At 70.9% G+C, this 25,345-nt stretch carries 22 protein-coding genes; 17 read left to right on the plus strand and 5 right to left on the minus strand.

Annotated elements, in window-relative coordinates; all coding sequences use genetic code 11:
• Positions 1 to 252 precede the first annotated feature (252 nt).
• Positions 253 to 1,386, minus strand: coding sequence for an 8-amino-7-oxononanoate synthase (locus tag ACFQV6_RS01080; RefSeq protein ID WP_378025357.1), 1,134 nt, complete (start codon positions 1,384 to 1,386; stop codon positions 253 to 255).
• 84 nt (positions 1,387 to 1,470) lie between these two features.
• Between ACFQV6_RS01080 and bioB the strand changes: the two genes are divergently transcribed.
• The gene (gene bioB / locus ACFQV6_RS01085; protein ID WP_378025358.1) at positions 1,471 to 2,466 is read left to right on the plus strand and encodes a biotin synthase BioB; all 996 of its coding nucleotides are present in this window, start codon (positions 1,471 to 1,473) and stop codon (positions 2,464 to 2,466) included.
• Positions 2,467 to 2,816: 350 nt separating this feature from the next.
• On the opposite strand, the gene ACFQV6_RS01090 is transcribed toward bioB, so the two are convergent.
• The 3 genes from ACFQV6_RS01090 to ACFQV6_RS01100 form a co-directional block, all read right to left on the minus strand.
• Positions 2,817 to 3,863, minus strand: a complete 1,047-nt coding sequence (locus ACFQV6_RS01090) for a GNAT family N-acetyltransferase (protein WP_378025359.1) — start codon at positions 3,861 to 3,863, stop codon at positions 2,817 to 2,819.
• Positions 3,864 to 4,048: 185 nt separating this feature from the next.
• Positions 4,049 to 4,747 (minus strand): amino acid-binding protein, encoded by a 699-nt coding sequence (locus tag ACFQV6_RS01095; RefSeq protein WP_378025360.1) that lies wholly within the window; start codon positions 4,745 to 4,747, stop codon positions 4,049 to 4,051.
• Positions 4,748 to 4,871: 124 nt separating this feature from the next.
• Positions 4,872 to 5,600, minus strand: a complete 729-nt coding sequence (locus tag ACFQV6_RS01100) for a pyrimidine reductase family protein (protein WP_378025761.1) — start codon at positions 5,598 to 5,600, stop codon at positions 4,872 to 4,874.
• Positions 5,601 to 5,905: 305 nt separating this feature from the next.
• Between ACFQV6_RS01100 and ACFQV6_RS01105 the strand changes: the two genes are divergently transcribed.
• From ACFQV6_RS01105 to ACFQV6_RS01170, 14 genes are all read left to right on the plus strand, one after another.
• The gene (locus tag ACFQV6_RS01105) at positions 5,906 to 7,690 is read left to right on the plus strand and encodes an ATP-binding protein (RefSeq protein WP_378025361.1); all 1,785 of its coding nucleotides are present in this window, start codon (positions 5,906 to 5,908) and stop codon (positions 7,688 to 7,690) included.
• Positions 7,691 to 7,718: 28 nt separating this feature from the next.
• Positions 7,719 to 8,870, plus strand: coding sequence for an exonuclease SbcCD subunit D (locus ACFQV6_RS01110; protein WP_378025362.1), 1,152 nt, complete (start codon positions 7,719 to 7,721; stop codon positions 8,868 to 8,870).
• Positions 8,867 to 11,425, plus strand: coding sequence for an AAA family ATPase (locus ACFQV6_RS01115; protein WP_378025363.1), 2,559 nt, complete (start codon positions 8,867 to 8,869; stop codon positions 11,423 to 11,425). Before ACFQV6_RS01110 ends, ACFQV6_RS01115 begins: the two co-directional genes overlap by 4 nt.
• The gene (locus tag ACFQV6_RS01120) at positions 11,422 to 12,390 is read left to right on the plus strand and encodes a hypothetical protein (protein WP_378025364.1); all 969 of its coding nucleotides are present in this window, start codon (positions 11,422 to 11,424) and stop codon (positions 12,388 to 12,390) included. The genes ACFQV6_RS01115 and ACFQV6_RS01120 overlap by 4 nt, the downstream gene beginning before the upstream one ends.
• 556 nt (positions 12,391 to 12,946) lie before the next feature.
• Positions 12,947 to 13,627, plus strand: a complete 681-nt coding sequence (locus ACFQV6_RS01125) for a sigma-70 family RNA polymerase sigma factor (protein WP_378025365.1) — start codon at positions 12,947 to 12,949, stop codon at positions 13,625 to 13,627.
• Positions 13,624 to 14,406, plus strand: a complete 783-nt coding sequence (locus tag ACFQV6_RS01130; protein WP_378025366.1) for an anti-sigma factor family protein — start codon at positions 13,624 to 13,626, stop codon at positions 14,404 to 14,406. The genes ACFQV6_RS01125 and ACFQV6_RS01130 overlap by 4 nt, the downstream gene beginning before the upstream one ends.
• A gap of 193 nt (positions 14,407 to 14,599) precedes the next feature.
• Complete coding sequence (locus tag ACFQV6_RS01135; protein ID WP_378025367.1) at positions 14,600 to 15,334, plus strand: hypothetical protein; 735 nt, start codon at positions 14,600 to 14,602, stop codon at positions 15,332 to 15,334.
• 56 nt (positions 15,335 to 15,390) lie between these two features.
• On the plus strand, positions 15,391 to 16,167 hold the full coding sequence (locus ACFQV6_RS01140; RefSeq protein ID WP_378025368.1) for a DUF4142 domain-containing protein: 777 nt from the start codon (positions 15,391 to 15,393) through the stop codon (positions 16,165 to 16,167).
• A gap of 37 nt (positions 16,168 to 16,204) precedes the next feature.
• A complete protein-coding gene (locus tag ACFQV6_RS01145) occupies positions 16,205 to 17,530 on the plus strand; it encodes a Pecanex-like protein 1 (protein ID WP_378025369.1) in 1,326 nt (441 codons plus the stop codon).
• 341 nt (positions 17,531 to 17,871) lie between these two features.
• On the plus strand, positions 17,872 to 18,780 hold the full coding sequence (locus tag ACFQV6_RS01150; RefSeq protein WP_378025370.1) for a DNA-3-methyladenine glycosylase family protein: 909 nt from the start codon (positions 17,872 to 17,874) through the stop codon (positions 18,778 to 18,780).
• Positions 18,781 to 18,860: 80 nt separating this feature from the next.
• Positions 18,861 to 20,135 carry a hemolysin family protein gene (locus ACFQV6_RS01155; protein WP_378025371.1) on the plus strand — a complete coding sequence of 425 codons (1,275 nt, stop codon included), beginning with the start codon at positions 18,861 to 18,863 and terminating at the stop codon, positions 20,133 to 20,135.
• Positions 20,136 to 20,232: 97 nt separating this feature from the next.
• Positions 20,233 to 20,799 (plus strand): GAF domain-containing protein, encoded by a 567-nt coding sequence (locus ACFQV6_RS01160; protein WP_378025372.1) that lies wholly within the window; start codon positions 20,233 to 20,235, stop codon positions 20,797 to 20,799.
• A 27-nt stretch (positions 20,800 to 20,826) separates the two neighbouring features.
• A complete protein-coding gene (locus tag ACFQV6_RS01165; protein ID WP_378025373.1) occupies positions 20,827 to 21,024 on the plus strand; it encodes a hypothetical protein in 198 nt (65 codons plus the stop codon).
• 139 nt (positions 21,025 to 21,163) lie between these two features.
• Positions 21,164 to 22,075, plus strand: coding sequence for a diacylglycerol/lipid kinase family protein (locus tag ACFQV6_RS01170; protein WP_378025374.1), 912 nt, complete (start codon positions 21,164 to 21,166; stop codon positions 22,073 to 22,075).
• Between the two features lies 1 nt (position 22,076).
• On the opposite strand, the gene ACFQV6_RS01175 is transcribed toward ACFQV6_RS01170, so the two are convergent.
• On the minus strand, positions 22,077 to 23,180 hold the full coding sequence (locus ACFQV6_RS01175) for an MBL fold metallo-hydrolase (protein WP_378025375.1): 1,104 nt from the start codon (positions 23,178 to 23,180) through the stop codon (positions 22,077 to 22,079).
• Positions 23,181 to 23,329: 149 nt separating this feature from the next.
• Here ACFQV6_RS01175 and ACFQV6_RS01180 point away from each other — a divergent pair, with 149 nt between their 5' ends.
• A complete protein-coding gene (locus ACFQV6_RS01180; RefSeq protein WP_378025762.1) occupies positions 23,330 to 23,848 on the plus strand; it encodes a hypothetical protein in 519 nt (172 codons plus the stop codon).
• 10 nt (positions 23,849 to 23,858) lie between these two features.
• A complete protein-coding gene (locus tag ACFQV6_RS01185; RefSeq protein WP_378025376.1) occupies positions 23,859 to 25,325 on the plus strand; it encodes a deoxyguanosinetriphosphate triphosphohydrolase family protein in 1,467 nt (488 codons plus the stop codon).
• Positions 25,326 to 25,345: the final 20 nt, after the last annotated feature.

Genomic DNA, 25,345 nt, shown 5'->3' on the forward strand with positions numbered 1-25,345 from the left:
GGGGGATGACCGGCTCGAACGGCGGCTCGGCCGGGGGAGCGACGGGCGGGTCGAGGGGAGGCTCGGTGGCCGGCGCGGTGGCGGACGGCAGCGTCCTGCCGCTGCCCCGGCCCCGGAGGGGGTCGGCGCTCGCGGATCGGCGTGGTGGTGGCCCGAGGGGCAGGCCGTGCCCGCGGCTGCCCGCGCCTCGGGGTGGCGGGACCATCGAGACCCCGGCGTAGTAGGAGTAGGACACCTCAGGGGGGTCGGCGGTCATGGTGCGCACTCCACGATCACGTTCAGGGCCCGGGCGAAGTCGGCCGCGGGAACGCCCGCGTTCAGGGTCAGTCGCAGTCGCGAGCTGCCGTCCGGCGTCGACGGCGGACGGAAGCAGCCCACCGCGACACCACGGTCGCGGCAGTCGGTGGCCCACGCGAGGGCGGCCTCCGGACCCGGTGCGGGAACGGAGAGCACTCCGGCGGCCGGTGGGGAGACCGGGAACCCGGCCTCGCGCAGTCTGCCGGCGATCTCGGTGCCGCGGCTGCTCAGCACGGCCCGCCGGTCGTCGGCGGCCCTGGCCACGCCGAGCGCGGCGAGCACGCCGGCGACGACGGCCGGTGGCGGCGCGGTGTCATAGATGAAGGTGCGGCCGGTGTCGACCAGGTGCGCCAGGAACGGCGCCGGGCCGGCCACCACGCCGCCGGCGCCGCCGAGCGACTTGGAGAGGGTCGCGGTGACGAGCACGTCGGGCTGCCCGCTCAGGCCGGCGGCGGCGACCCCGCCCGCGCCGCACGGCCCGAGCAGGCCGAGAGCGTGCGCGTCGTCGACGATCAGGAGCGCGCCCCGGGCCGAGGTGACCTCGTGCAGCTCGGCGAGCGGGGCGAGGTCGCCGTCGACGGAGAAGACCGACTCGGTCACCACGGCGGCCCGGCCGGGGTGGGCGTCGAGGATGGCGGCGACCGCGCGGGGGTCGTTGTGCGGCGCCACGGTCACCGGGACGCCGGAGATCCTGCAGCCGTCGATCAGGGAGGCGTGGTTGTAGGCGTCGGAGACGATCAGGTCGCAGACGGCGGCGACACCTCGGACGACGGCGAGGTTCGCCAGATAGCCGGAGGAGAAGACCAGGGCTCCCGCGGTGCCGAGCCAGGCCGACAGGGCGTCCTCCAGAGCGGCGTGCGCGGCGGTCGAACCGCGGACCAGCCGGGATCCGGTGGCGCCCAACCCGTACATCAGGATTGCCTCTTGCGCGGCGGCGACGACGCGTGGGTGGGCGGAGAGGCCGAGGTAGTCGTTGCCGGCCAGATCGATGATGGTGTCGGTGGCCCCGCGGGGCCGCAGCTGACGGGTGAGCCCCGCCTTGGCCCGCTCTCGGGCCAGGCGATCGAGCGCCTCCAGCCAGCCGGTCAAGACACCCCCATAGATCACGAGAATGGGAAACTATCACCCACCGCCGACAGTTTTCCCGGGCCGGGAGGTCTGTAGGGTACGGGCATGCCGAAGATCCTCGACCGGGCCCGGACCCGGGTTCTCGACACGGGCGCCGGACTGGACGAGGCGGACATCCTCGAGGTCCTGCGCCTGCCCGACGAGGACCTCCCGGAATTGTTGCAGCTCGCCCACGATGTGCGGATGAAGTGGTGCGGTCCCGAGGTCGAGGTCGAGGGCATCGTCTCCCTCAAGACCGGTGGATGTCCCGAGGACTGCCATTTCTGCTCCCAGTCCGGGCTCTTCGCCTCACCGGTCCGCGCCGTCTGGCTGGACATTCCCTCTCTCGTGGAGGCCGCGAGGCAGACCGCGGCGACCGGCGCGTCCGAGTTCTGCATCGTCGCGGCGGTCCGCGGGCCGGACAAGCGGCTCATGGAGCAGATGCGCCAGGGTGTCGCGGCGATCAAAGAGGCGGTCGACATCCAGGTCGCCGCGAGCCTCGGCATGCTCACCCAGGAGCAGGTCGACGAGCTCGTCGAGATGGGTGTCCACCGTTACAACCACAACCTCGAGACCTGCCGCTCCTACTTCCCGAACGTGGTCACCACGCATTCCTGGGAAGAGCGCTGGAGCACGCTGACGATGGTGCGCGACTCCGGCATGGAGGTCTGCTGCGGCGGCATCCTCGGGCTGGGCGAGACCGTCGAGCAGCGCGCCGAGTTCGCCGCCCAGCTCGCCGAGCTCGACCCGCACGAGGTCCCGCTGAACTTCCTCAACCCGCGTCCGGGCACGCCGCTGGGTGACCGCCCGGTGGTCGAGGGCAAGGACGCACTGCGGGCCATCGCCGCCTTCCGGCTGGCGATGCCGAAAACGATCCTGCGGTACGCCGGCGGCCGAGAGATCACGTTGGGTGACTTGGGTACGCGGGACGGGCTCCTCGGCGGTATCAACGCGGTGATCGTCGGCAACTACCTGACCACACTGGGCCGCCCGGCCACGGCCGACCTGGACCTGCTCGCCGACCTCAAGATGCCGGTCAAGTCGCTGTCGTCGACGTTCTGATGTACTGCGACCACTGCGGTCTTGATCTTCAGCAGAATGATCACACCGCGTGTGCGGCTGCCCGGGAGCTGGAACCGCCACGGTTCTGCGCGCACTGCCGCCGCCGGATGAAGGTGCAGGTCGTCCCGGCGGGGTGGACGGCTACCTGTGTGGAGCACGGCGTGCTCCGAGGCTGAATCGGCGGGGACCCTGGGTGGCGGCGGGCCCTGGGTGGCGGCGGGCCCTGGGTGACGGCGGGCCCTGGGTGACGGCGGGCCCTGGGTGACGGCGGGCCCTGGGTGACGGCGGGCCCGAACCGGTACCCGCCGTCACCCCTCTCACCCGCTGCCCGGAAGTGGCGGGAGCCTCGCCTACCCGGAGGTGGCGGGAGTTTCGTCGCCGACCGGCCGGCCTGCCGCCGGGATGGTGACGCTGATCAGGGCGCCGTCGCGTTCGAAGCGGTCCGCGCCGAGGCGGCGCAGGGTGCGCAGCATCGCCACGTTGTCGGCACCGGTGTGTGCGGTCACGGCGGCCAGCCCCGAGCGTTCGGCCCAGGTGTGCAGGCGGCGCAGCAGGGCCGTACCCAGGCCGCGCCGCTGCCAGCCGTCCTCCACCAGGACGGTGGCCTCACCGAGGTCGCCCTCGGCGGTCAGGCTCGCCACGGCCACCACCCGGCCGCCGGGAGCTGTCGCGAGCAGGGTCACCCCGCCGGTGGGCTCCAGCATGCGGCGCAGGCGGGACTCGTCCGGCACGGGACCGCCGAGGTAGCGGTGGTGCAGTGTCGCGGCCGAGCAGTCGCCGTGCATCTCCGCCACGGCGGCCGCGTCGTCCTGGGCGGCGGGGCGCAGCACCAGCTCGGTGCCGTCGGGCAGCAGCATGCCGACCTGCTCGCGGTGCTGCCGCTGCACCGTGCCGGCGACCTCGACCAGGGCCTGCGCCCTCGCATACTCCGCGGGGGTGAAGGCGGGCAGGGCTCGGAGCACCTCATACGACCCGCCGGCCGGGTCGGTGAGGACCATCCGGCCGCCGTGGAAGCCGGGCAGGTCGGTGCTGCCCTGCGGGCGCCAGCGCACCTCGGTCGCGTCGAGCAGGCTCTCGAGGACGTCGCCCAGCGAGTCGGGCTCGTGCACCAGGCGGCCGGCCAGCGCCAGCGCCCGGGTCGGCTGGTCGGCCAGGCCCTGCGCCTCGGCCCGGGCCACGAAGGCGTCCCGGCCGCGGCCCTTGAGCACGGCTGCCATCAGATCGGTCTCGACCATCGTGTCCGGTGCGTCGACGAGGAAGTCGTCGACGGCGCCTTCCTCGGTGGTGTGCACCTGGACGGCGAGAATGTTCACCGACCGGAGAGCGAGGCTCGCGGTCAGCACGGAGAGATAGCCGGGACGGTCGTCGACCGTTGCCCTGATCCGCCACAACGCCATGCGGGGCACTCCTTTCTGCTCTGCCTCAAGAGTGCCCCGTCAGTGTTAACCGAATATTGCCTGACCTGGGCTTTGTTGGTCAGGACACAGGGTCGGCTGCATCACAGGCGCGGTCGGCGGGTGCGCGATCAGTGGATGCGCGGTCGGCGGGTGCGGGGTCGGGTGCGCGGCCTGCGGGTGCGGGATCACACCAGGTCGGCGGCGGCGGGCTCGGCGACCTGGTCGAGGCGGTCACCGAGGATCACGGCGGCGGCCCGGACGAGTTGGGCGACCCGGTCCACCTCCGTCACGTGGAAGGCGGCGGCGGGCAGGTCGTCCTCGTCGGTACGGGCGACGAGCAGCACCAGGCCGGCCCGGCCGAACGGGGCGACCGCGTACCGTGCGCCGCCGGGCTCGACGAGCGGCCGGGCCCGCAACGGGGTCACCTCGGGCAGCCGCAGCGGCGACGGGGCACGCCAGCTGGCGTAGACCACCTGCGACTCGCCACCGCTGCGTGCGGCCCAGTCGGCCGGCACCATCGCGGCGGCGGCCCAGTCGGCGGCCAGCAGGCCGGGCATCGCGTCGACAAGTGTGGCCAGGCCGTCGGCCGGGTTCGCCGCGACCTGGGCGAGCAGCTCGGCGTCGTGGCCACCGTTGACGGGTGCTCCGATCGCCTGCCACACACCGTCCACCTGAACTCCCGGTATGGCGGCCAGCCCGGCGAGGAGGCGTTCCACGCGGGACGCACCCGGCCAGACGACGGTGAAGTCGTCGACGGCCCGGCCGCCGAGCCGCTCCAGCACCACGACCTGGACGATGTCGGCGCCGGCCACCCCGAGGGTCCGGGCGACCTGTCCCAGCGCGCCAGGACGGTCCGGCAGGGTGACTCGTACCCGCAGCAACATGTGGCTCCTCCCGTCGCGGACGGCCGGGAGCGCCGTCCTGCCGCTCAGCCTGCCGGACCGGCATTTCGGACCCGTTGCACGGCTGTGTCCCCGCCGTCAAGCTCGCGCAATGTTCGGGCAGGCCTCAGGGCGAGCGGGTGTATCTCAGGAAGAGCATGTCGTCGTGGGTGATCGCGTGCCGCAGTGACATGCGGCGCGGTGGGGCCGGCGGGCCCTGGGCGATGCGGCCGGCCTGACCACCCACCAGAAGCGGGGCGACGGTCAGGCAGAGCTCGTCGACCAGGTCGTCGGTGATCAGCGATCCGAGCAGCGTGGGCCCGCCCTCGCAGAGCAGCTGGGTGGCGCCACGCGAGTGCAGGAAGCGGATCGCCGCGGCGAGGTCGACCCGCTCGTCACCGAACGCCACCACCTCGGCGAGGTCTCCCAGCCGGCCGAGCGGCGCGGCGCTGAGCCGGCCGCCCGGCGCGCGGCCGTGCGTGATCACGATCGGGCGGATCGGGGCGTCCGAGAAGATCAGTTGCCCCGGGTCCAGGTCGAGGGACGCCGAGACGATCACCATGAGCGGGTACTCGGGCAGCCCGTTGGCCAGCCGCCAGGCGCGTGCCTGCGGGGTCAGGCGGAGGGCGTCGTAGTTCTCGGCGCGTACGGTACCGGCGGCGACGATCAGCCCGTCGCAGACCATCCGCAGCGACTCGAAGATCTCCTTGTCGCCGGGCCCCTGCAAACCGGCGGAGAGGCCGTCGACGGAGACCGCGCCGTCCGCGCTGGCGATGAAGTTGGCGCGCAGGACCGGGCCGGCGGCACGGGGATAGAGATCAACGAGAGGCGCGGGCCAGGGGTACGCCTCGGTCATGAACCGGGCGGACCGGTGACCGGCGGCGTCGGCTCGGGCTCGCGGTGCTGGCAGTCGCACCAGGAGCCGCCCCGGCACTCCTCGTGACGTGTCTCCCGGCACGCCTGGCAAATCATGGTTCGACCCTATCCGCCGCCAGGCTTGATCACCCGGTAGGCCAACCTGATGGGTGAGGGGTGATGGTGGGCGCGCCTCCTCGATGTGATCAAGATCTTGTGCATAACTCTGTGGATGAGCCCCATAAGTTGTGGACAACTCGACAGAGTGCCCTTGCCGTGGGTCTTCTGTCGTACCCCTGGTGCAACATGATCGGCGTGTCTGACGAAACTGGGCTTCCCCGCGGCGGAAAACAGAATGAAACCCCGGTTGAACCCGTCGGCCGGGTGCTAGGCACTGCGGACGCCACACCTTTGCAGTTCTGGACGGCCGTGACCCCGGGCAACTACCTGCAACTCGACGACGTCGTGGTGACCAAGCGTGACTTGCCGGATCGCGAGCCGGTGACCATCGCCGGGGTGGTGACCCAGGTGCGCGCACGGCACGAGGGCGCCCAGTTCGACTCGGATGTCTTCGCCATCGCCGACGGCACGCTGCCGGCGATGGTCCAGGAGGCGGCCGAGATCACCACCACCCGGGTCGACCCGGAGCTCTATGTGCCGCCCGCACCGGGCGCTGTCGTGCACCGGGCCACCGGCGAGGCCCGCGACGCGGCGCTGCACTTCGACCGGATGGAGCGCCGGGTGCCGATGGGCACCGGGCGTGACGGGGTCCCGGTCTTCCTCAACGCCGACTTCCTGGACGGCACGCGGGGTGCGCACGTCTCCATCTCCGGCATCTCCGGTGTGGCCACCAAGACGAGCTTCGCGACGTTCCTGCTCTATTCGGTGTTCCGGTCCGGGCAGCTGGGCGCCGACGGCCCCAACGCCCGCGCGCTGATCTTCAACGTGAAGGGCGAGGACCTGCTCTTCCTCGACCACCCCAACACGAAACTCGACGACAACACCCGCGCGGCGTATGCGCATCTCGGACTGCCCGCCGCGCCGTTCCCGGATGTCCGGGTCTACGCGCCGCCCCGCCCCGGCGACTCCTCCGGCGCGCCGGACGTGAGCAGCCGGCTCACCGGGGTCGACTCGTTCTACTGGACCCTCGCCGAGTTCTGCGAGCTCAAGCTCCTGCCCTACGTGTTCGCCGACGCCGACGACGAGCGTCAGCAGTACACGATGGTGGTCCACTCGGTCACCGCCCACCTCAACCGGCACGCCGTGCCGGCCGAGGGCGGTATCAGCATCGACGGCCGCCGGATCGGGTCGTACCAGGATCTTGTTGACCATGTTGTCGAGCAGCTGACCGACGACGAGACCCGGTCCACCTGGGCCGGCAGCGCTGTGAACATGGGCACCGTCAACGCGTTCGCGCGGCGGATGATCGCCAGCAAGCGTGACCTGTCCCGGCTGATCCGGGGCGATCTGGCGCAGCGGCGCCCGCACCAGATCAAAACGGCGAACAGCGCTCAGGTGACAGTGGTCGACCTGCACAACCTGCCGGACCGGGCTCAGCGGTTCGTGGTCGGCGTGACGCTCAAGAGCGAGTTCGAGGAGAAGGAGAAGTCCGGCACCGGCCGCCCGCTGCTCTTCGTCGTTCTCGACGAGCTGAACAAGTACGCACCCAGGGAGGGCTCCTCCCCGATCAAGGAGGTGCTGCTCGACATCGCGGAGCGCGGCCGTTCGCTGGGCGTGATCCTGATCGGCGCCCAGCAGACGGCGAGCGAGGTGGAGCGCCGGATCGTCACCAACTCGGCGGTCCGGGTGGTCGGCCGGCTCGATCCGGCCGAGGCCTCCCGCCCGGAGTACGGGTTCTTGCCACCCGCCATGCGGCAGCGCGCGCTGCTGGCCCGTCCGGGCACGATGTTCGTCAACCAGCCCGACATCCCGGTGCCGCTCTGCGTCGAGTTCCCGTTCCCCGCCTGGGCCACCCGAAAGTCCGAGTCCGGCCCGCCACCCGCGGAAACGTTGCGTTCGATAGTCCAGGGAGCCGACCCGTTCGCCGTGGTGGGCAGTGGCGGCGGCTCAGACGACGACATCCCGTTCTGATCCGAGTTTGCTGATCTAAGGTTTCGCGATGCGCATCCTGCACACCTCCGACTGGCACGTCGGCAAGGTCCTCAAGGGCCGTAACCGCCACGAGGAACACATCAAGGTCCTGGCCCAGGTGGTCGAGATCGCCCGTGCCGAGCGCCCCGACCTGGTGATCGTGGCCGGCGACCTCTACGACACCGCGGCACCGACCGCCGAGGCGACGCGCCTGGTCACCCGGGCGCTCTCCGCGCTGCGGCAGACCGGTGCCCGGGTGGTGGCGATCGGCGGCAACCACGACAACGGTGCCTCGCTGGACGCGCTGCGCCCGTGGGCTGACGCGGCCGGCATCGAGCTGCGCGGCTCGTTCAAGGAGAACCTCAACGACTTGCTGATCGAGGGGGAGACCGAGGGCGGTGAGCGCTGGCGGCTGGTCTGCCTGCCGTTCCTCTCCCAGCGATATGCGATCCGGGCCGCCGAGATGTATGACCTGACCGCCGCCGAGGCGAACCAGACATATGCCGACCTGGTGGCCCGGCTGGTCGGCAAACTCAGCGAGCCGTTCGCCGAGCCGGGCGCGGTCAACCTGGTCACCGCCCACCTGACGATGGTCGGGGCGAGCACCGGCGGCGGTGAGCGCGAGGCGCACACCATCATGGGTTATGCGGTTCCCGCCACCGTCTTCCCGCCGAACGCGCACTACGTCGCCCTCGGCCACCTGCACCGCTCCCAGCAGGTGATCGCACCCTGCCCCACTCGGTACAGCGGTAGTCCGCTCGCCGTCGACTTCGGCGAGGAGGAGAACGTCTGCTCGGTGGCGATCGTCGACGTCGGCACCGACCAGGCCGCCCGGATCCGGGACGTGCCGGTGACCTCGGCGATCACCCTGCGGACCGTCCGCGGCACCCTCGAGCAGCTGGCCACGGTGAACCTTCCGGATGCCTGGCTGCGTGTCCTGGTCCGGGAGGTGCCCCGGCCGGGCCTCCGTGAGGACGTGCAGGACATGCTGCCGAACGCGCTGGAGGTGCGCATCGACCCGGACATGCTGCCGGACAAGACGGGGGAGCGCTCGGCTCAGCGGGCCGGCCGTTCACCCCGCGAGCTCTTCGGTGACTACCTGGACAGTCGCGGTAACGCCGAGGGCGGCGTCCGCGAGCTCTTCGACGAGCTGTACGACGAGGTGAGCAGCAACTCATGAGGCCACTCAGGCTCGACATGGCGGGTTTCACGGTGTTCCGCGAGCCGACCACGGTGGACTTCACCGACGCCGACTACTTCGCCCTGGTCGGCCCGACCGGTTCCGGCAAGTCGACAGTGCTGGACGCCATCTGTTTCGCCCTCTACGGCACGGTTCCCCGGTGGGGTGGCACCCGCGGGATCGGCAACGCGCTGGCCCCGTCGGCGGCCGAGGCCCGGGTGCGGCTCTGCTTCGAGTCGGCGGGCGACAGGTACGTCGCCACCCGGGTGGTCCGGCGCGACGGCCGGGGCAACGTCAAGACCTCCGGTGCCGGGCTGCAGCTCATGCCGGCCGGGTTCGACGTCACGAAACTCGACACCGGCATGGACCTGGCCGACCTGGGTGAGGCGCTGGCCGGCACCCCGGCCGAGATGGACCGGGCCGTGCTGGACGCGGTCGGCCTGCCGTACGAGCAGTTCACCAGCTGCGTGGTGCTGCCGCAGGGTCAGTTCGCGGACTTCCTGCACGCCAAGCCGGCCACCCGGCAGCAGATCCTGGTCAACCTGCTCGGCCTGCACGTCTACGAGGAGGTGCAGGTCAAGGCCGCCGAGCGGGGCAAGACCGCGGAGGCCAAGCTCAGCGTGATCGAGCAGCAGATCGGCGCGCTCGACGACGCCACCGAGGAGGCGGTCGCCGCGGCCGCCGAGCGGCTGGAGCGGATGCGGGAGCTGACGCGGGCCGTGGAGCAGGCGGTGCCGGGCCTGCGTACCGCCCGGGAGGCGGAGACCGTCGCGCTCGGCGCGCGCGACACGGTGGACGCGGAACTGGAATTGCTGTCGTCCGTGCGTACCCCCGCCGGGCTGGACGAGGCGACCGGCGCGATCGCCGCGGCTCGCACGGCGGCCGATCAGGCCGCGCAGGAGGTGCACGCGTCCGAGGAGGCCGAGGAGAAGGTCCGCGGCGAGCTGGCCGCGGCCGGCGACGCGGGATCGCTGCGGGTGATGCTGGACCGGCACACCGAGCTGTCCCGCCTGGTCGAGCAGGAGGAGTGGTTCGCCGGCAAGGTCTCGGTCGCCGAGGTCGAATACCGGGACGCGCTCGCCTCCGCCGAGCTGGCACAGTCCGAGCACACCGGCGCTCAGCAGCTGCTGGAGCAGGCCCGCCAGGACTACCGGGACGCGCAGCAGCGTGACCGGGCCACCGCCCTGCGCGGGCACCTGGTCGCCGGTGACGCCTGCCCGGTCTGCGAGCAGCCGGTGACAGTCGTGCCGGAGGTGCCGCGCGAGTCGGCGGTCCGGCTGGCCGAGGCGGCGGGCAACGTCGCCAAGGAGTCGGCCGAGGCGGCCACGGCCCGCTGGCGGGAGCGCGACGCGGTGGCCCGCAACCTGGAGAGCGACCTGGAGCGCAAGCGCGGGCAGTACGAGCATCATCTCTCCCGGCTCGCCGAGGTGCGGGCCGCGGTGTCCGCGCTGCCGCCGGTGGAGGCGGTGCGGGCCCGGCTGGCGGATCTCGGCGAGTGGCAGCGCAAGCTGGAGAGCGCGACCGCCGCCGTGCGCGCCGCCCGCGACGCGCAGCGCAAGGCACAGGCGGCAGTCCGCTCCGCGGAGGACCAGCAGCGTACGGCGTGGCGGAAGTTCGACGCGGTCCGTGACGGCCTGGCCCGGTTCGAGCCGCCGTCCGCCGACCGGGACGACCTCGCCGGTGCGTGGCACACGATGGTCGAGTGGGCTCGCGGTCAGCACGGCACCCGGCTGGCCGCCCGCGCGGAGGCGGATTCCGCGGTGTCCGCGGCGCACGAGGCGACAGTCCAGGCGTACACCTCGATCGTTGCTCTTTTTGTCGAGGCCGGGCTCGACCCTCCCGGCGGCCCGGCGCCGGGCCTCTCCCCGGCGGGCGTCTCGGCCTCACGGGCGGCGGAGCGCGGCATGTCGGTGGCCGACGCCGAGTCCGGCCTGATCAGGGCCGCCGCGGTCGCCGCCGAGCGAGCCGAGGCGGCGTGGCAGCGGCTCGCCGAGCGACGGCAGGAAGCGCTGGCCGCGGCCGAGCAGCGGGACACGCTGCTGCTGCAGAGCCGGGTGGCGAAGTCGCTCGCCGGGCACCTGCGGGCCAACAACTTCGAGCGCTGGCTCCTGGAGGAGGCCCTCGACCTGCTGGTCGACGGTGCCTCCCGGATCCTGCGGGAGCTGACCGGCGGCCAGTACGAGTTGATCCACGAGAAGGGCGAGTTCTTCGTCCTGGACCATCACGACGCCGGTCTGCGGCGCGGGGTGCGCACTCTCTCCGGCGGTGAGACGTTCCAGGCGTCGCTGGCGCTGGCGCTGGCCCTCTCCGAGCAGCTGGCCGGGATGAGCACCACCGCGGCCAGCCTGGAGTCGATCGTCCTGGACGAGGGCTTCGGCACGCTTGACGCGGCGACGCTCGACGTGGTCGCCGCGACGCTGGAGAACCTGGCAGCCCGGGGGGATCGCATGGTCGGCCTGGTCACCCACGTGCAGGCGCTCGCCGAGCGGGTGCCGGTCCGGTTCGAGGTGCACAAGGACGCTCGTACCGCGTACGTCGAGAGGGCCGGCCTGTGACGAGGATGTTCGTCGACGCGTGGGACCCGTCCTACGGATCGTCCTTCGAGGGATCGTCCTCGGACGGGCCCGCGTCCTCCAGCAGCGCCCAGGTCGACGTGGACGTGGAGGTGCCGGCGGCGGAGTGGGCGCCGATCGACGCCTCCCGGACCGTGCGGGAGCCCGACGTGGTGTTCCTGGTCGACGGGGTGCGGCGCAACGACGCCGGCCTCTGGACGGCCGAGGAGGACGGAACGACGTATGCCGGGCTGGCCGCCTCGTACGCCGCCGGGGTGGTCCGCTGCGACCTGGCTCGCGGTGTGGCCGAGCTGGCCGGTGCCCGGGTCGCCCGTGGCCTGTTCACGGCCAGCCCGACGGCGACCGACGTCCAGGCCGGCTCGGTGCGTTACGAGGTGCACCGGATCAGCGGGGGCGGTGAGGCGAGCAAGCTGCCGGCCGCGGTGCAGGGCCCGCTCACCGCGCTGGAGATCGAGATCTCGGCGGCGGCGCGGGACGGCGGCTCGGACGGCGCTGACCTGCTGATCGTCGACGGGCCGCTGCGGAACCGGCGTCAGTTGCCGCGCACGATCGGTTATGTGAAGACCCAGCAGAAGCACTACCTGCCGGCCGCCCAGGAGGTGATCGTGCCCCGGTTGCGCCCGGGCCAGCGGACCCCGGTGTTCCACCTGGGTACGGTCTGGGGCGGCTGGTCGTGGTACCTGCGATTGCCCGGCTCGTCGGGCGCTCCGTGGTCCGGGATCGTCCGGATCGAGTGCTCTCCTGACCTCACCGCGGAGCAGGCGATCGAGCTGGCCGAGCTGTCGGGGGTGACGGTTCCCCGGTTCGCCTCCTCGTCCTACAAGGATCCGCGTGCGCCGCAGAATCTGGTGCCGATCGCGGGGCTGGAGCGGCGCCTGCGGGGGATGCTCGGCGACTCCCGAGTGCTGCACCGGGCGCTCGCCGTGGCGACCTCCCGCTCGCGCTGATCCCACATGCTGGCACCCGCGCCCACGACCTGATCCCCTCTCCCGCGTGGTGGGACGAGGGGCGGAACCGTGCCGAAATGTGGGCGGACGGGCTCGGGCGGCGTGCCACCGAAACGATCATTAAGCCGCCGCGAGCAGGGCGATCAACAATGGGAGCGCTCCCGGACGGGTGACGCCCGAAAGGGTCCGACCGGCATTCGAGCATCACCCGAACGGTTCGGCGGCCCCACTATTCACCGCACAATACTCAGCTAGGACAACGCTGCGGAATCGCGTGTTCACGCTACGAGATCACGCTCTCCCGCGTCCGGGGAAATTATTCTCAGAGGCATGTCTCGCGTCGGTTCTCACTGAGTATCATTCCGGCTTACCAGGCGTGGGAATCGGCGTGGATCAATACGGAGGGTGATCGGCGGCCGCCACGCCCTCACGATCATGATCGCAGCGGAGGACCGTTGAGACCGACCACCCCGGAAAATCTCGGGCCGGCTTTGATCCCGGCCGACCTTCCCAGCCGTACTACAGGCGACGGGGAAAGGTCCGGGCGGAGGTATCGATGCATGCGGTGGCCGAGTATCGGCTCGCGCCGGAGAGGGTGCGTGTAATGGCGCGGCAACACTCCGGTGGCAGGTGGCAGGCTCTCGACGGTGGGAACCACCGGGACGAGGGAACAGTGATCCCGCGGCAGGCGCCGCGGCACGAGGCCGCTTCCAGCAGCGCCCCGAGCCATGAGGACACACTGGTCAAGCTGCTCTACGAGGAGCACGCGGGACCCCTGCTGATGTTCGTGCTGCGGCTGACCGGCGGAGACCGGCAGCGCGCGGAGGACATCGTGCAGGAGACCCTGCTGCGGGCCTGGCGCAACGCGCACCGGCTCGGCGCACAGGGTCAGCAGTCGCTGCGCCCGTGGCTGGTCACCGTCGCCCGCCGCATCGCCATCGACGAGCACCGGAGCGCCAACGCCCGGCCCGCCGAGACGTACGATCGGGAGCTGGAGAGCTTCCCGACCACGTCCGACGAGACGGACAAGGTCCTCCAGTCGATGACGGTGTCGGACGCACTCCGCCAGTTGAGCCACTCGCACCGGGAGATCCTCATCGAGACGTATTTCCGCGGTCGCACCGTTCCCGAGGCCGCGGAGGCGCTCAACCTGCCGCTCGGCACGGCCAAGTCGCGGGTCTACTACGCCCTGCGCGCGCTGCGGACCGCTCTTCAGCAGCGGGGGGTGACCGAATGACACAGGAACAGCACCTCGACGTCGCGTCGTACGCACTGGGTGTGCTCGACGACCACGACGCATCGAGGTTCGAGGACCACCTCATCGAGTGCGCCCAGTGTGCGTACGAGCTGGAGTCGTTCGTCGAGGTGGCGGATGTCCTCTCGACCGTCGACGCGGAAGCGCTGATCGCCGCCGAGCAGTCGGAGCGTGACGGCGCCGTCCTGAACACGATGCTTCGCGAGGTCGGCGTCGAGCGGAGCCGGGCCAACAGCCGCCGGCTCTACTCGCTGGCGGCCGCCGTGGTCGTCTTCGCCATGCTGTCGATCGGCGCGCTCTTCGCCGGCGGCCGCTGGCTCGGGCCGGACGCGACGCAGCCGCAGAACGGTGCGCAGAGCCCGCAGAGCAGCAGCAGCCGGCTCGACCCGCTGCCCAACAGCGACGGCGTCGGACTCGGCGGCACCAAGCTGCCGGGTGAGACGTTCGACGGCACCGATCCGCGTACCAACGTGGCGGCGGCGGTCGGGCTGGAGGGCAAGGACTGGGGCACCCAGATCTCCTTCGCCATCTCCAACGTGACCGGTCCGAAGAAGTGCGCTCTGGTCGTCGTCCGTACCGACGGCACGTCGGAGCAGGTGGCAACCTGGTCCATCGGGGACAAGGGCTGGGGCACCGCCGCCAACCCGAACCCGCTCCTGCTGCAGGGTGTCACCTCGACGGAGCGCAAGGACATCGCGCACGTGCAGGTTCAGGAGATCGTGGACGGCGTCGCCGGGGAGACCCTGGTTCGCATTCCGTAACCGTACGAACACGAAAAGGGCCCGGTCGCGACGCGACCGGGCCTTTTTGCGCGCCTGAGGCACTTCTTACGTACGGGCCGAGCGGATGGTTCAAAAGAAAATTCTCCAATTTGATCGACCCGAATGTTCAACCGACTCCGGACCCTCTCCGTACTACTGGCCGGAAATGGCTGAGAGCAAAGACAGCAGAGCCATGAATCAGCTGGAGGGCCCCGTGGTACCGGAGAAGCGAAAGTTGATGGTCGTCGGCGCAGCGCTGGCGGCGGTGATCGCACTGCCCGCCTGTGCCCCGGCCGGATACAAAGCGGCGGACTACGGCAATGCGGCTGAGCCGGCGTCGAACGACGTGGCAGCCACGCCGGGCGCGGAAGCGACCGCCGGCGCCGAGCCCGACGCGGAGGCGACCGCTGAGGCGGATCCCGCTGACGAGGCGAACACCCCGGAGATCAGCGACGAGCTCACCACCACGTCGCTGACGGGCTCCAAGGTCGCCCGGATGGGCAAGGTCGTCGAGGACCAGGACGGCTTCGTGCTCTACCGGTTCGACGACGACAAGGACGACCCGGCGAAGAGCAACTGCAACGGCCAGTGCGCCGAGCTGTGGCCGCCGGCGCTGACCAACGACGGTGAGCCGAAGATCAAGGGCGTCAAGGCGGAACTGGTCGGCACGGTGACCCGGGCGGACGGCACCAAGCAGCTGACCCTCAAGGGCTGGCCGCTCTACAAGTACATCGGCGACAAGAAGCCCGGTCAGTGGAAGGGCCAGAACGTCGGTGGCAAGTGGTTTGTCATCAACCCGGACGGCACCAAGAACCTGACCTGTCTCCCGGCCATCTCGAAGCCGGTCGCCCCGCCGTCCGATGAGGAGGCCGAGGGCGGCGACGCCGGTGGCGAGGCCGACGACGCCGGCAGCGACTACAGCTACTGAGCCGAACCCCGGCGACTCATCCCCGCGGCAGAGCAAGGCATTGGAGGTTGGACAAGATGAAGGCCCGGCACATTCCCCGATGGCTGGTCGCCACTGTGGCGCTGTTCCTGGCGTTCCTGTTGACGCCGGCCGGAGTGGCACGCGCCGAAGACGCCGTGCCCGTACCGCCCAACACCGGTCTGACCGACAAGGGCACCGGAACGCTGACGGCCGCTGACCGGGACTTCGTCATCAAGGTCCGGCTCGCCGGCCTCTGGGAGGTTCCCGCCGGGAACATGGCGGTTGAGAAGTCGGAGAACACGACGGTCGCCAAGGTCGGCCAGTCGATCGCCGCTCAGCACGTCTCGCTGGACAGCCTGACCCGCTCGGCCGCCAAGAGGCTCGGCATCAGCCTGCCGAACCAGCCCAACGGCGACCAGCAGTTCTGGCTCAGCGAGATGCGCAACGCGCCGACTCCGGCGCAGTTCGACCAGATCTTCATCGACCGGCTCCGTGCGGCGCACGGCAAGATCTTCCCGGCGATCGGCACGATCCGTGCCACCACCCGCAACGACACGGTCCGCAAGCTGGCTCAGCAGACCAACCAGTTCGTCATGACCCACATGACGCTGCTGGAGAGCAGCGGCATCGTCGATTACGCCGCGCTGCCCACAGCGCCGGCTCCGGCGGCTGCCGCGGGCCAGGGCCCCGTGCCCGTAGACAACCAGATGCTCGTTGCCGCGACCGAGGGCGGCAGCGTGCCTGGCCTTAGCAACACCGTAATTCTCATCGTCCTCGCCGCCGCCCTGGTGGTCGGGGTCGCCACGACCATGCGCATCTTCCGCGCGCGGTAGGACAAACTCGCCCAGGCGACCAAGAAAGGTGTCACCCATGCGAAGGTCAAAGTACCGGCGCGCCAGTTCCCCGACGTGGTTCAGCGGTCGGCGCCGCATCATCGCCGTCGCGGCCACCGTGGTGGCCTTCGGCGGCATCGTGACCGTTACCCAGGTCTCGAACGCCAGCACCGACCGCACCACCAAGAAGGCATTGGCCGCCTGTGACGACCTGGCCGCGCCGAACCAGAGCCGGCTCTCCACGGAGACCCGGCGGGGTACCTGGACGACGAACAACGGTCGCGTCACCCAGCACGCCGACGACGGTGCCGGCGACGTCGCCACCACCGCCGAGGTGCGGGCTCGTTGTCGCGACTGGGTGATCAACAACGTCGGCTCCGAGGCGACGACCCAGGCGCGGCGCCCCGGCCGCGGCAACGGCGGCAACAACGGCGGCGGCAACAACAACGGTGGCGGGAACAACGGCGGCAACAACGGCGGGAACAACGGTGGCGCTGCCCCGTCCCAGCCCGCTGCCGACCCGTCCGAGCCCGCTGTCGACCCGAGTGAGTCCGCTCCCGCCGAAGGCGAGCAGGGCGGCGACAACGGTGGCGAGCAGGGTGGCGACAACGGTGGCAACCAGGGTGGTGACCAGGGCGGCGACAACGGTGGCAACCAGGGTGGCGACCAAGGCGGCGGCCAGGGCGACAACGGTGGCGACCAGGGTGGCGACCAGGGCGACAACGGTGGCGACCAGGGTGGTGACAACGGTGGCGACCAGGGCGGAGACCAGGGTGGCGACCAGCCCGACCCGGGCCAGACCACCCCGCCGCCCGGTGCCGGCCTCGGCATCCTGACCAACAGCTGCGACACCTCCAACCTGGAGGCGCACGACGGCTTCCAGCGCGGTAACCGGTGCGTCTCGACCGAGTTCGGTGAGGTCGGCAACGCCGCCCAGAACCCGACGCTGCTGATCACCAACGCGCCGCGCAACGTGCGGGTCAACCAGCCGTTCACCATCCAGGTCAGCACCCGCAACCTGATCCGTGACCGCTTCCTCGCGGCCGGCCAGGGCGGTTACTACGTGGAGAGCAGCGTCCTGCAGAACGGCCTGGTGCGTGGTCACTTCCACAGCGCCTGCCGGATCCTGGACAGCCAGAACCAGGCACCCGCTCCCGAGCCGGTACCGGCGTTCTTCGTCGCGACCGAGGACAGCCGCGGTGGCGCTCAGGCGGACACCGTCGCCATCCAGGTGCCGGGCCTGCCGCAGGCCGGCAACTTCCAGTGCTCCTCGTGGGCGGGTGACGGCTCGCACCGTATCCCGATGATGGAGCGCGCCAACCAGACGCCGGCCTTCGACTCCATTCGAGTCCGCGTCCGCTAGAACGACCCAGCAGGGCAGCAAGACCAGCAAGGCGTAGGAACAGCAAGGCGTAGGAACAGCAAGAACAGAGCAACGACGCGGAGCACTGCCGCATCGTCGGTACCGGACCGGACCGGGCTTCCCAGCCCGGTCCGGGACCCCCCTTCGGTATCGCCGGCCGTCCTTCCCCCTGCCGGACGGTTACGCGGCTGCCTGCCCGGCCACCACCGGGCGACCGCTCCGTACCGGGTGATCGGACCATTCTCGGGTGTCCGTTCACCGCCCGATGGCCCTGACCACGGAGCACGGTCAGGGCCATCGGCCTGCTTGTTTATCCGGCCGTCGATGGCATAGTTGCTCCGGTGACCACCACCGTGCCGCGGCGGCTGCTTCCGCCGGAGCGGTATCAGTTCACCGCCTCGGTGCGGCCGCTGCTGGCACCCAAGCACGATCCCTGCGGCCTGCTGCGCGACGGTGAGTTCTGGCTCGCCTCGCGGACCCCGGACGGGCCGGCCACCCTGCACCTGGCGCGCTCCGGCGGTGAGCTGATCGCGACCGGTCATGGGCCGGGCGCCCGGTGGATCACCGACCGCGCGGACGCGATCGCCGGACTCCGCGACGATCTGAGCGATTTCGCCGGCTTGGCGGCGCGCAATCCGCTTGTCGAGCGTCTGGCCAAGACCTTCTTCGGGGTACGCCTACCGGCCACCGGCAGTCTCTTCCCCCGTCTCCTGCGGGCGATCCTGGAGCAGAAGGTCACCGGCAAGGAAGCGCACCGGTCGTACCGTGCGATCTGCCGTCATTTCGGTGAGCCGGCGCCCGGACCGGTGGATCTTGTCCTCCCGCCCGACCCGGCCGCCGTCGCGGCCACCCCCTACTGGGCCTTCCATCCGTTCGGCGTCGAACAGCGCCGCACCCAGGCGCTGCTGCGGGCGGCCCTGGTCGCCGAGCGCCTCGAACGGTGCGCGGACGCGGCCGAGGCGACAGCGAGGATGACCGCGCTGCCCGGCATCGGCCCGTGGACCGCCGCCGAGACCGTGCGATACGCGTTCGGCGACCCGGACGCGGTGAGCGTCGGCGACTTCCACATCCCGAACACGGTGGCGTGGGCCCTGGCCGGCGAGGCGCGGGGAACCGACGACCGGATGCTGGAGCTGCTCGCGCCGTTCCAGGGACACCGCGGCCGGGTGTGCGACCTGCTGGCCCTCGGCGGCATCGGCGCACCGAAATTCGGCCCGCGGATGCCGGTTCGCTCCTTCTCCCGGTTCTGATATCGGCACTGCGCCCCGCGTACCTTCTCCCTGATCGCTACCGTTGTCCGGCATGATCGATTAGTCCGGAGGGCGTGCGAATGGATGGCATCGTCGGTCCGATCCTGCTTGTGCTGGTACTGACGCTGGTCAATGCCGTCTTCACCGGCAGCGAGATGGCGGTGATCTCGCTGCGGGACAGCCAGCTGCAGCGCCTGGAGCGGGAGTCCCGCGGTGGCCGGGTGCTGGCCGGTCTGACCCGAGACTCGAACCGGTTCCTGGCCACCATTCAGATCGGCATCACACTTGCCGGCTTCCTGGCCTCCGCGGTGGTCGCGAAGTCCTTCTCCGAGCAGGTGGAGGCGCACCTCGGCTTCCTCGGCAAGGCGGCGCAGCCGGTCTCCACGGTGCTGCTCACGATGGTGCTGACGTTCGTCACGCTGGTCCTCGGTGAGCTGGCACCGAAACGGATCGCGATGCAGCGTGCCGAGGCGTGGGCGCTGATCATGGCGCGCCCGCTGGACCTGCTCTCCACCCTGTCGCGGCCGGCGGTGTGGCTGCTCGGCAAGGTCACCGACGGCGTCGTACGCCTCGCCGGCGTCGACCCCACCGCCCAGCGCGAAGAGGTCACCACCGAGGAGATCCGCGACATGGTGGCCGCACAGCAGGACTTCTCCGCCGAGCAGCGCGAGATCATCTCCGGCGCGTTCGAGATCGCCGACCGGATCCTGCGGGAGATCCTGGTGCCCCGCCGCGACGTGCTCAGCCTGCTGACCGGCACACCGGCACCGCAGGCGCTGCACACGCTGATCGAGAGCGGGCACTCACGGGCCCCGGTGGTCGGGCCGGCCGGCCTCGACGACGTGATCGGGGTGGTGCACCTGCGTGACCTGGTGTGCGCCGCCGGGCCGGTGGACGAGGTGGCCCGGCCGGGCCTGTTCCTGCCGGAGACGCTGCGGGTGTCGGACGCGCTCAAGCAGCTGCGCACCGAGCGCCAGCCGCTCGCCCTGGTCGTCGACGAGCGCGGCGCCATCGACGGCATCGTCACGATGGAGGACCTGGTCGAGGAGATCGTCGGTGAGATCTACGACGAGACCGACCGGGACGTCGCGGCGACCGTACGCGAGGCGGACGGTGCCCTGCTGATGCCCGGCTCGTTCCCCATCCACGACCTGCCCGACGTGGGCTTTCACGGTCATCCGCCGGAGGACGGCGACTACACGACGATCGCCGGCATGGTGCTCGCCGCGCTCGGCCACATCCCGACCGCGCCGGGGGAGTCGGTGACGCTGCCCGAGTTCACCGCCGAGGTGGTCGAGGTGACCGGCCGCGCCATCACCCAGGTCCGGGTGCGTGCCCTGGCGGCCGAAGACTGACAGGTTGTGCGATTTCCGCCCGCTCCGGACCCGCCGGCCGCGCTTCGGCCTGCTTGAACGGGTTGCAAGTGGACGGTGAGCCCATAGGCTCGCATCCATGACATCGTCGTCGAGCGCCTACGAATATCTGGACAACGTCGGCCCGCAGGAGCAGGCCCGGCTGGCGGCGGTGCGCCGCTACCGGCTGGTGGATCAACCAGTCGAGGACGCGTACGACAGGATCGCCTTCGTGGCCGGAGCCATCTTCGACACCCCGATCGCGACCGTGTCCCTGGTCGAGCAGGACCGGGTCTGGCTGGCGGCGTGTCAGGGACTCTCCGGCGTACGGGAGGTCGGCAAGGAGCCCGGCCTGTGTGCCTCGGTGATCGCCCAGGACGACGTCTACGTGATCAACAACGCCGCCGTCGACCCCCGCACGCTCGAACACCCCCTGGTCCGCGGTGACCTCGGCCTGCGCTTCTACGCCGCCGCACCGATCCGCACCCACGACGGATACCGCCTCGGCACGGTGAACGTCATCGACAACCGCCCCCGCGACGCCAACCCCCGCCAGCTGAAGGCCCTCGAGCACCTGGCGTCGATCGTCTCCGACGAGCTGGAGCTGCGCCTCATGGTGATCCGCAGCGCCGCCTCCGAACAACGGATGCGCGACACGGTGAGCTGATCGCCAAAAGTGGGTATTCAGGTAGTCATGATCTGGAACCTTGCACGCAAGATGATTCTGACCGCCGTCCTCGTCCCGCTCGGCGCCGCCGGTGCCCGCAAGCTCAGCGACCGCATCGAGCGCAAGCGCGGGGCGAACCGGGCCACCCGCCTGCTGCGCCAGGGCGCCGACACCGCACAGAGCATGTTCGGCCGCAAGAAGCGCAGCCGGTTCGGCTTCCGCTGATCGGCCGACTGAAACTTTTTCAACCGGGCATCGAGCCCGATGGTGCCGGGCCGTTGATCACCGCCGGGAGCCGCAGGCCTCGCCACGTTGAAAAAAGTTCATTGATTGGAAATTTCCGGGACGGGGTAACGGCGGCGACATGCGTACCCCCCGCACGATCGCCGTCGTTGCCCACCAGCGGAAGAACCTCGGTGGCGGCCTCGACGAACTCCGGCGCCGGATCACCGGCCACGAGGTCGAGAAGCTGCTCTGGTACGAGGTCCCGAAGAGCCGTAAAGCCCCCGCTCAGGTCCGTAAGGCCGTGAAGGCCGGCGTCGACCTGCTGGTCGTGTGGGGCGGTGACGGCATGGTCCAGCGCTCCCTCGACGTGCTCGCCCGCGAGAAGGGCGGCAGCAAGATCCCGGTGGCCATCATGCCCGCCGGTACCGGGAACCTGTTCGCCACCAACCTCGGCATCCCCGCCGACATGGAGCGGGCCGTCGAGATCGCCTTCTCCGGCGAGCGCCGCCGCTTCGACCTGGGCAGGCTCGCCGGCGAGCACTTCGCGGTGATGGCCGGCATCGGCTTCGACGGGGCGATGATCAAAGACGCCGACGGTGACCTGAAGGACCGGCTGGGCAAGCTCGCGTACGTCTGGACCGGCATCCGGCACGTCAACGGCGAGACACCGCGCGCCAAGATCAAGATTGACGGGCAGCCGTGGTTCGACGACGAGGCGAGCTGCGTCCTGATCGGCAACGTCGGCCGGATCACCGGTGGCATCCACGCCTTCGACGACGCCGCGCCCGACGATGGCTGGCTGGACGTCGGCGTGGCCACCGCGCAGGGTGCCCTCCAGTGGGCCCGCGCGCTCGGCACGATGGCGGTGGGCCGGTCCGACAGCTCGCCGTTCGTCCGGACCACCCGGGCGCGCCGGATCGACGTCAAGCTGGAGTCGAAGCTCGAGTACGAGCTGGACGGCGGCGCCCGGACGAAGACCAAGAAGTTCTCGGCCGAGGTCGTGCCGGGCGCCGTCCAGATCTGCGTGCCCGCCGACTCAGAACCCGCCTAGATCAGGCGATCTGCTGCCACCAGCCGTCCACGGCGGGCGGGTTGTCGACGTCCACCCGCTCGCCGGGCCGCGGGATGGCCAGCTTGACGCCGCGGGCCTTCGCCTCGCTCCAGGTGCGGTCGGCCGGCTCCGCCCAGTCGTGCAGAGCCAGGTTGAACGTCGCCCAGTGCACCGGGATCATCAGGCCGCCGCGGACGTCGGCGTGCACGGCCACCCCGTCCTCCGGGAACATGTGGATGTCCGGCCACGCGTCCCCGTACGCCCCGATCTGCACCAGGGTGACGTCGAACGGCCCGAACTCCTCGCCGATCTCGGCGAAGCCGGGGAAGTAACCGGTGTCGCCCGAGTAGAACGCCTTCCGGGTCGGTCCGTTGATCACCCAACTGGCCCAGAGGGTCTCGTCCCGGTTGAAGCCACGGCCGGAGAAGTGCCGGGCCGGGGTCGCCACGAACGTGATGCCGGCGACCTCGGCCTTCTCGTTCCAGTCGAGTTCGATGATGCGGGTCGCCGGGACGCCCCAGCGCTCCAGGTGGGCACCCACCCCCAGCGGGACCAGGAACGGGGCGGCCTGAAGATCCACCAGGTTCTGAACGGTGACCATGTCCAGGTGGTCGTAGTGGTCGTGGGAGATCACCACGGCGTCGATGGGCGGCAGCTCACGCAGCGGCATCGGCGGCTCGTGCAGCCGGCGCGGGCCGCTGAGCCGTGACGGCGAGCAGCGGTCGCTCCAGACCGGGTCGAGCAGCACCCGGCGGCCCTCGATCTCGATCAGGGCGGAGGAGTGCCCGTACCAGGTGACGTGCAGGCCCTGCGGGTCGGCGCCGGGCACCGGTGTGACCACCGGGACCGGCAGGTGCGGGCGGCGGGCCTCGCGGCCGGTCGCGGCGGCGACGGCCATCCGGGGCATGGAGGCCACCGCGAGCTGGGTGGACGGGACGGAGTTGCGGAACTTGCCCTCGGCGAACTGAGGCGAGGCCTCGATCCGGGCCTTGCGGGCGCCGCGCGCCTTCGCGCCGAGCTGCGCGGGCAGGTCGCGAACGGCCCAGACCGCCGCGGCGCCAAGCGCCAGAGCCATCACTGTACGGGTACGTGCTCGCTTCGCCATGCCGTCCAGTCTGACCGGCGAAAGCCCTCCGTTGCCAGCGCGCCCCTCAGCCTCCCCTCAGTAAGTGACGGGTATGACAGACTTCCGCAGTGACGCTCGACACCCTTCAGGCGCAGCACCATCTCATCGTGCGCCAGCGCATCCGTCTCATGGTCAACCAGTACGAGGTCCACGCCTCCGGTCCGAACGGCGAGGAGGCCGGCATCCTGGCCTTCGCCCAGCAGAAGCGGATGGCGTTCAAGGAACAGGTGACCCTCTACACCGACGACACCAAGCAGACGCCACTGCTCGGCTTCAAGGCCCGGCAGGTGATCGACCTCGGCGCGACCTATGACGTGACAGACGCCTCGGGACACCAGATCGGCCTGTTCCGCAAGCAGTTCGCCGCCTCGCTGCTGCGCTCCACCTGGGTGCTGGAGCAGCCCGGATACGGCGAGATGACCGGTCAGGAGCGCAACGTCTGGGTTGCCGTGCTGCGCCGGTTCGTGGACTCCCTGTCCTGGCTGCCGTACCACTTCGACTTCACCGTCGCCGGCCGTCCGGCGTTCTCGGTGGTCCGCAAGTGGGGCCTGCGGGACTCCTTCCACGTGACGATCCACGACCCGAACCTGGACCGGCGCCTGGTCGTGGCGATGGCCGTCGCTCTGGACGCTCTGCAGTCCCGGTAACCTGCCGGGCATGGACGATCCCCGTGCCCAGCGCCTCTTCGGCGACAGCCTGGTCGCGCCCGGCGACCTCGCGGCCAGCCCCTTCCGGGTCGACCGCGACCGGATCGTCAGCTCACCGTTCCTGGCCAGGCTGGCCGGCGTCACCCAGGTGATCAGCCCGGGTGGCGCCGGCCTGCTGGTGCACAACCGGCTCACCCACAGCCTCAAGGTCGCCCAGGTGGGCCGGGCCATCGCCGAGCGGCTCGAGCGTGCCCAGCCCGACCTGGCGGAGAAGCTGGGCGGCTGCGACCCGGACGTGGTGGAGGCGGCGGCACTCGCCCACGACCTCGGGCACCCGCCGTTCGGGCACCTCGGTGAGCGGGTGCTGGACCGGCTGGCCCGCGACCGGCTCGGCCTGCGGGACGGGTTCGAGGGCAATGCCCAGTCCTACCGGATCGTGACCAGCACGGAGATCCGCGGTCAGGCGACGATAGGGCTCAACCTGACCAACGCCACCCGGGCGGCGATCCTCAAATATCCGTGGACCCGGCGCAACCATCCCGACCCGCACCCGCGGTTCATGGACCCGGCACCCCGGGGCGCCGCCGCTGTGCCCGACGATCCGGACGGCGGTTCGCTCAAGTTCGGCGCCTACTCCACCGAGGTGGGCGACATGCGCGCGGCCCGCGCGCCGTTCGCCGGGCGGGTCGCGGACTGGCAGCAGACCGTCGAGGCCTCGGTGATGGACGCGGCGGACGACATCGCCTACGCCATCCACGACCTCGAGGACGTGCACCGGGTCGGCGTACTCCAGCAGGGCGGTGTCGCCTCCGAGCTGATGGCCTGGCAGCGCTGGCGCTCCGACACCGACCTGAGCCGGGCCGGCGGCGCCATCGAGTCGCTGCGCCGGCAGTTGCGGCGCAAGGAGGACTGGATCGCCGACGACGAGGCGTTCGCGGACGCCGTCGAACTGGTCCGGGCCGAACTGGTGGACGGGTTGCTGGCCCGCCCGTTCGACGGTTCGCTGGAGGCCGAGGCCCGGGTCGCCGCGTTCTCCGCGAACTGGACCAGGCGCCTGGTCGAGTCGATCGAGATGATCGGCCAGCCGGCGATCCGCAGCGGTCACGCCCAGCTGTCCCGCACTCAGTGGCACGAGGTGCAGATCCTCAAGTTCGTCCAGAACCGCTTCGTTCTGGAGCGGCCGGATCTCGCCCTCCACCAGCGTGGTCAGGCGCGGCTGCTGGCGTCTCTGGTGGAGGCGCTGCTGGCGTGGCTCACGGACCCCGACGAGGCCCTGCGCCTGCCCCGTCGTCTGCGCGACCTGGTGGAGCTCGCCGAGGCCGAGCTGCCCGCCGGCACCCCCGGCCGGATCACCAAGGCGCGAGGGCGCGCGGTGATCGACTTCGTGGCGGGTCTGACGGACAGTCAGGCTGTCGGGTTGATGGAGGCGCTGTCGGGCCGCTCCCGCCAGCTCTGGACCGACGCGTTCGTCCTCTAGCTTCAGCCTTTCCGCGATCG

It is taken from the genome of Actinoplanes sp. GCM10030250 (assembly GCF_042666575.1).
GTDB lineage: Bacteria > Actinomycetota > Actinomycetes > Mycobacteriales > Micromonosporaceae > Actinoplanes.

What these genes read in the sequence shown, in the direction of transcription:
- bioB (WP_378025358.1), top strand. Translation starts at nt 1,471, where the DNA reads ATGCCGAAGATCCTCGACCGGGCCCGGACCCGGGTTCTCGACACGGGC.
- ACFQV6_RS01090 (WP_378025359.1), bottom strand. Translation starts at nt 3,863, where the DNA reads ATGGCGTTGTGGCGGATCAGGGCAACGGTCGACGACCGTCCCGGCTAT.
- ACFQV6_RS01095 (WP_378025360.1), bottom strand. Translation starts at nt 4,747, where the DNA reads ATGTTGCTGCGGGTACGAGTCACCCTGCCGGACCGTCCTGGCGCGCTG.
- ACFQV6_RS01100 (WP_378025761.1), bottom strand. Translation starts at nt 5,600, where the DNA reads ATGACCGAGGCGTACCCCTGGCCCGCGCCTCTCGTTGATCTCTATCCC.
- ACFQV6_RS01105 (WP_378025361.1), top strand. Translation starts at nt 5,906, where the DNA reads ATGATCGGCGTGTCTGACGAAACTGGGCTTCCCCGCGGCGGAAAACAG.
- ACFQV6_RS01110 (WP_378025362.1), top strand. Translation starts at nt 7,719, where the DNA reads ATGCGCATCCTGCACACCTCCGACTGGCACGTCGGCAAGGTCCTCAAG.
- ACFQV6_RS01115 (WP_378025363.1), top strand. Translation starts at nt 8,867, where the DNA reads ATGAGGCCACTCAGGCTCGACATGGCGGGTTTCACGGTGTTCCGCGAG.
- ACFQV6_RS01125 (WP_378025365.1), top strand. Translation starts at nt 12,947, where the DNA reads ATGCATGCGGTGGCCGAGTATCGGCTCGCGCCGGAGAGGGTGCGTGTA.
- ACFQV6_RS01130 (WP_378025366.1), top strand. Translation starts at nt 13,624, where the DNA reads ATGACACAGGAACAGCACCTCGACGTCGCGTCGTACGCACTGGGTGTG.
- ACFQV6_RS01135 (WP_378025367.1), top strand. Translation starts at nt 14,600, where the DNA reads ATGAATCAGCTGGAGGGCCCCGTGGTACCGGAGAAGCGAAAGTTGATG.
- ACFQV6_RS01140 (WP_378025368.1), top strand. Translation starts at nt 15,391, where the DNA reads ATGAAGGCCCGGCACATTCCCCGATGGCTGGTCGCCACTGTGGCGCTG.
- ACFQV6_RS01145 (WP_378025369.1), top strand. Translation starts at nt 16,205, where the DNA reads ATGCGAAGGTCAAAGTACCGGCGCGCCAGTTCCCCGACGTGGTTCAGC.
- ACFQV6_RS01155 (WP_378025371.1), top strand. Translation starts at nt 18,861, where the DNA reads ATGGATGGCATCGTCGGTCCGATCCTGCTTGTGCTGGTACTGACGCTG.
- ACFQV6_RS01160 (WP_378025372.1), top strand. Translation starts at nt 20,233, where the DNA reads ATGACATCGTCGTCGAGCGCCTACGAATATCTGGACAACGTCGGCCCG.
- ACFQV6_RS01165 (WP_378025373.1), top strand. Translation starts at nt 20,827, where the DNA reads ATGATCTGGAACCTTGCACGCAAGATGATTCTGACCGCCGTCCTCGTC.
- ACFQV6_RS01170 (WP_378025374.1), top strand. Translation starts at nt 21,164, where the DNA reads ATGCGTACCCCCCGCACGATCGCCGTCGTTGCCCACCAGCGGAAGAAC.
- ACFQV6_RS01175 (WP_378025375.1), bottom strand. Translation starts at nt 23,180, where the DNA reads ATGGCGAAGCGAGCACGTACCCGTACAGTGATGGCTCTGGCGCTTGGC.
- ACFQV6_RS01180 (WP_378025762.1), top strand. Translation starts at nt 23,330, where the DNA reads ATGGTCAACCAGTACGAGGTCCACGCCTCCGGTCCGAACGGCGAGGAG.
- ACFQV6_RS01185 (WP_378025376.1), top strand. Translation starts at nt 23,859, where the DNA reads ATGGACGATCCCCGTGCCCAGCGCCTCTTCGGCGACAGCCTGGTCGCG.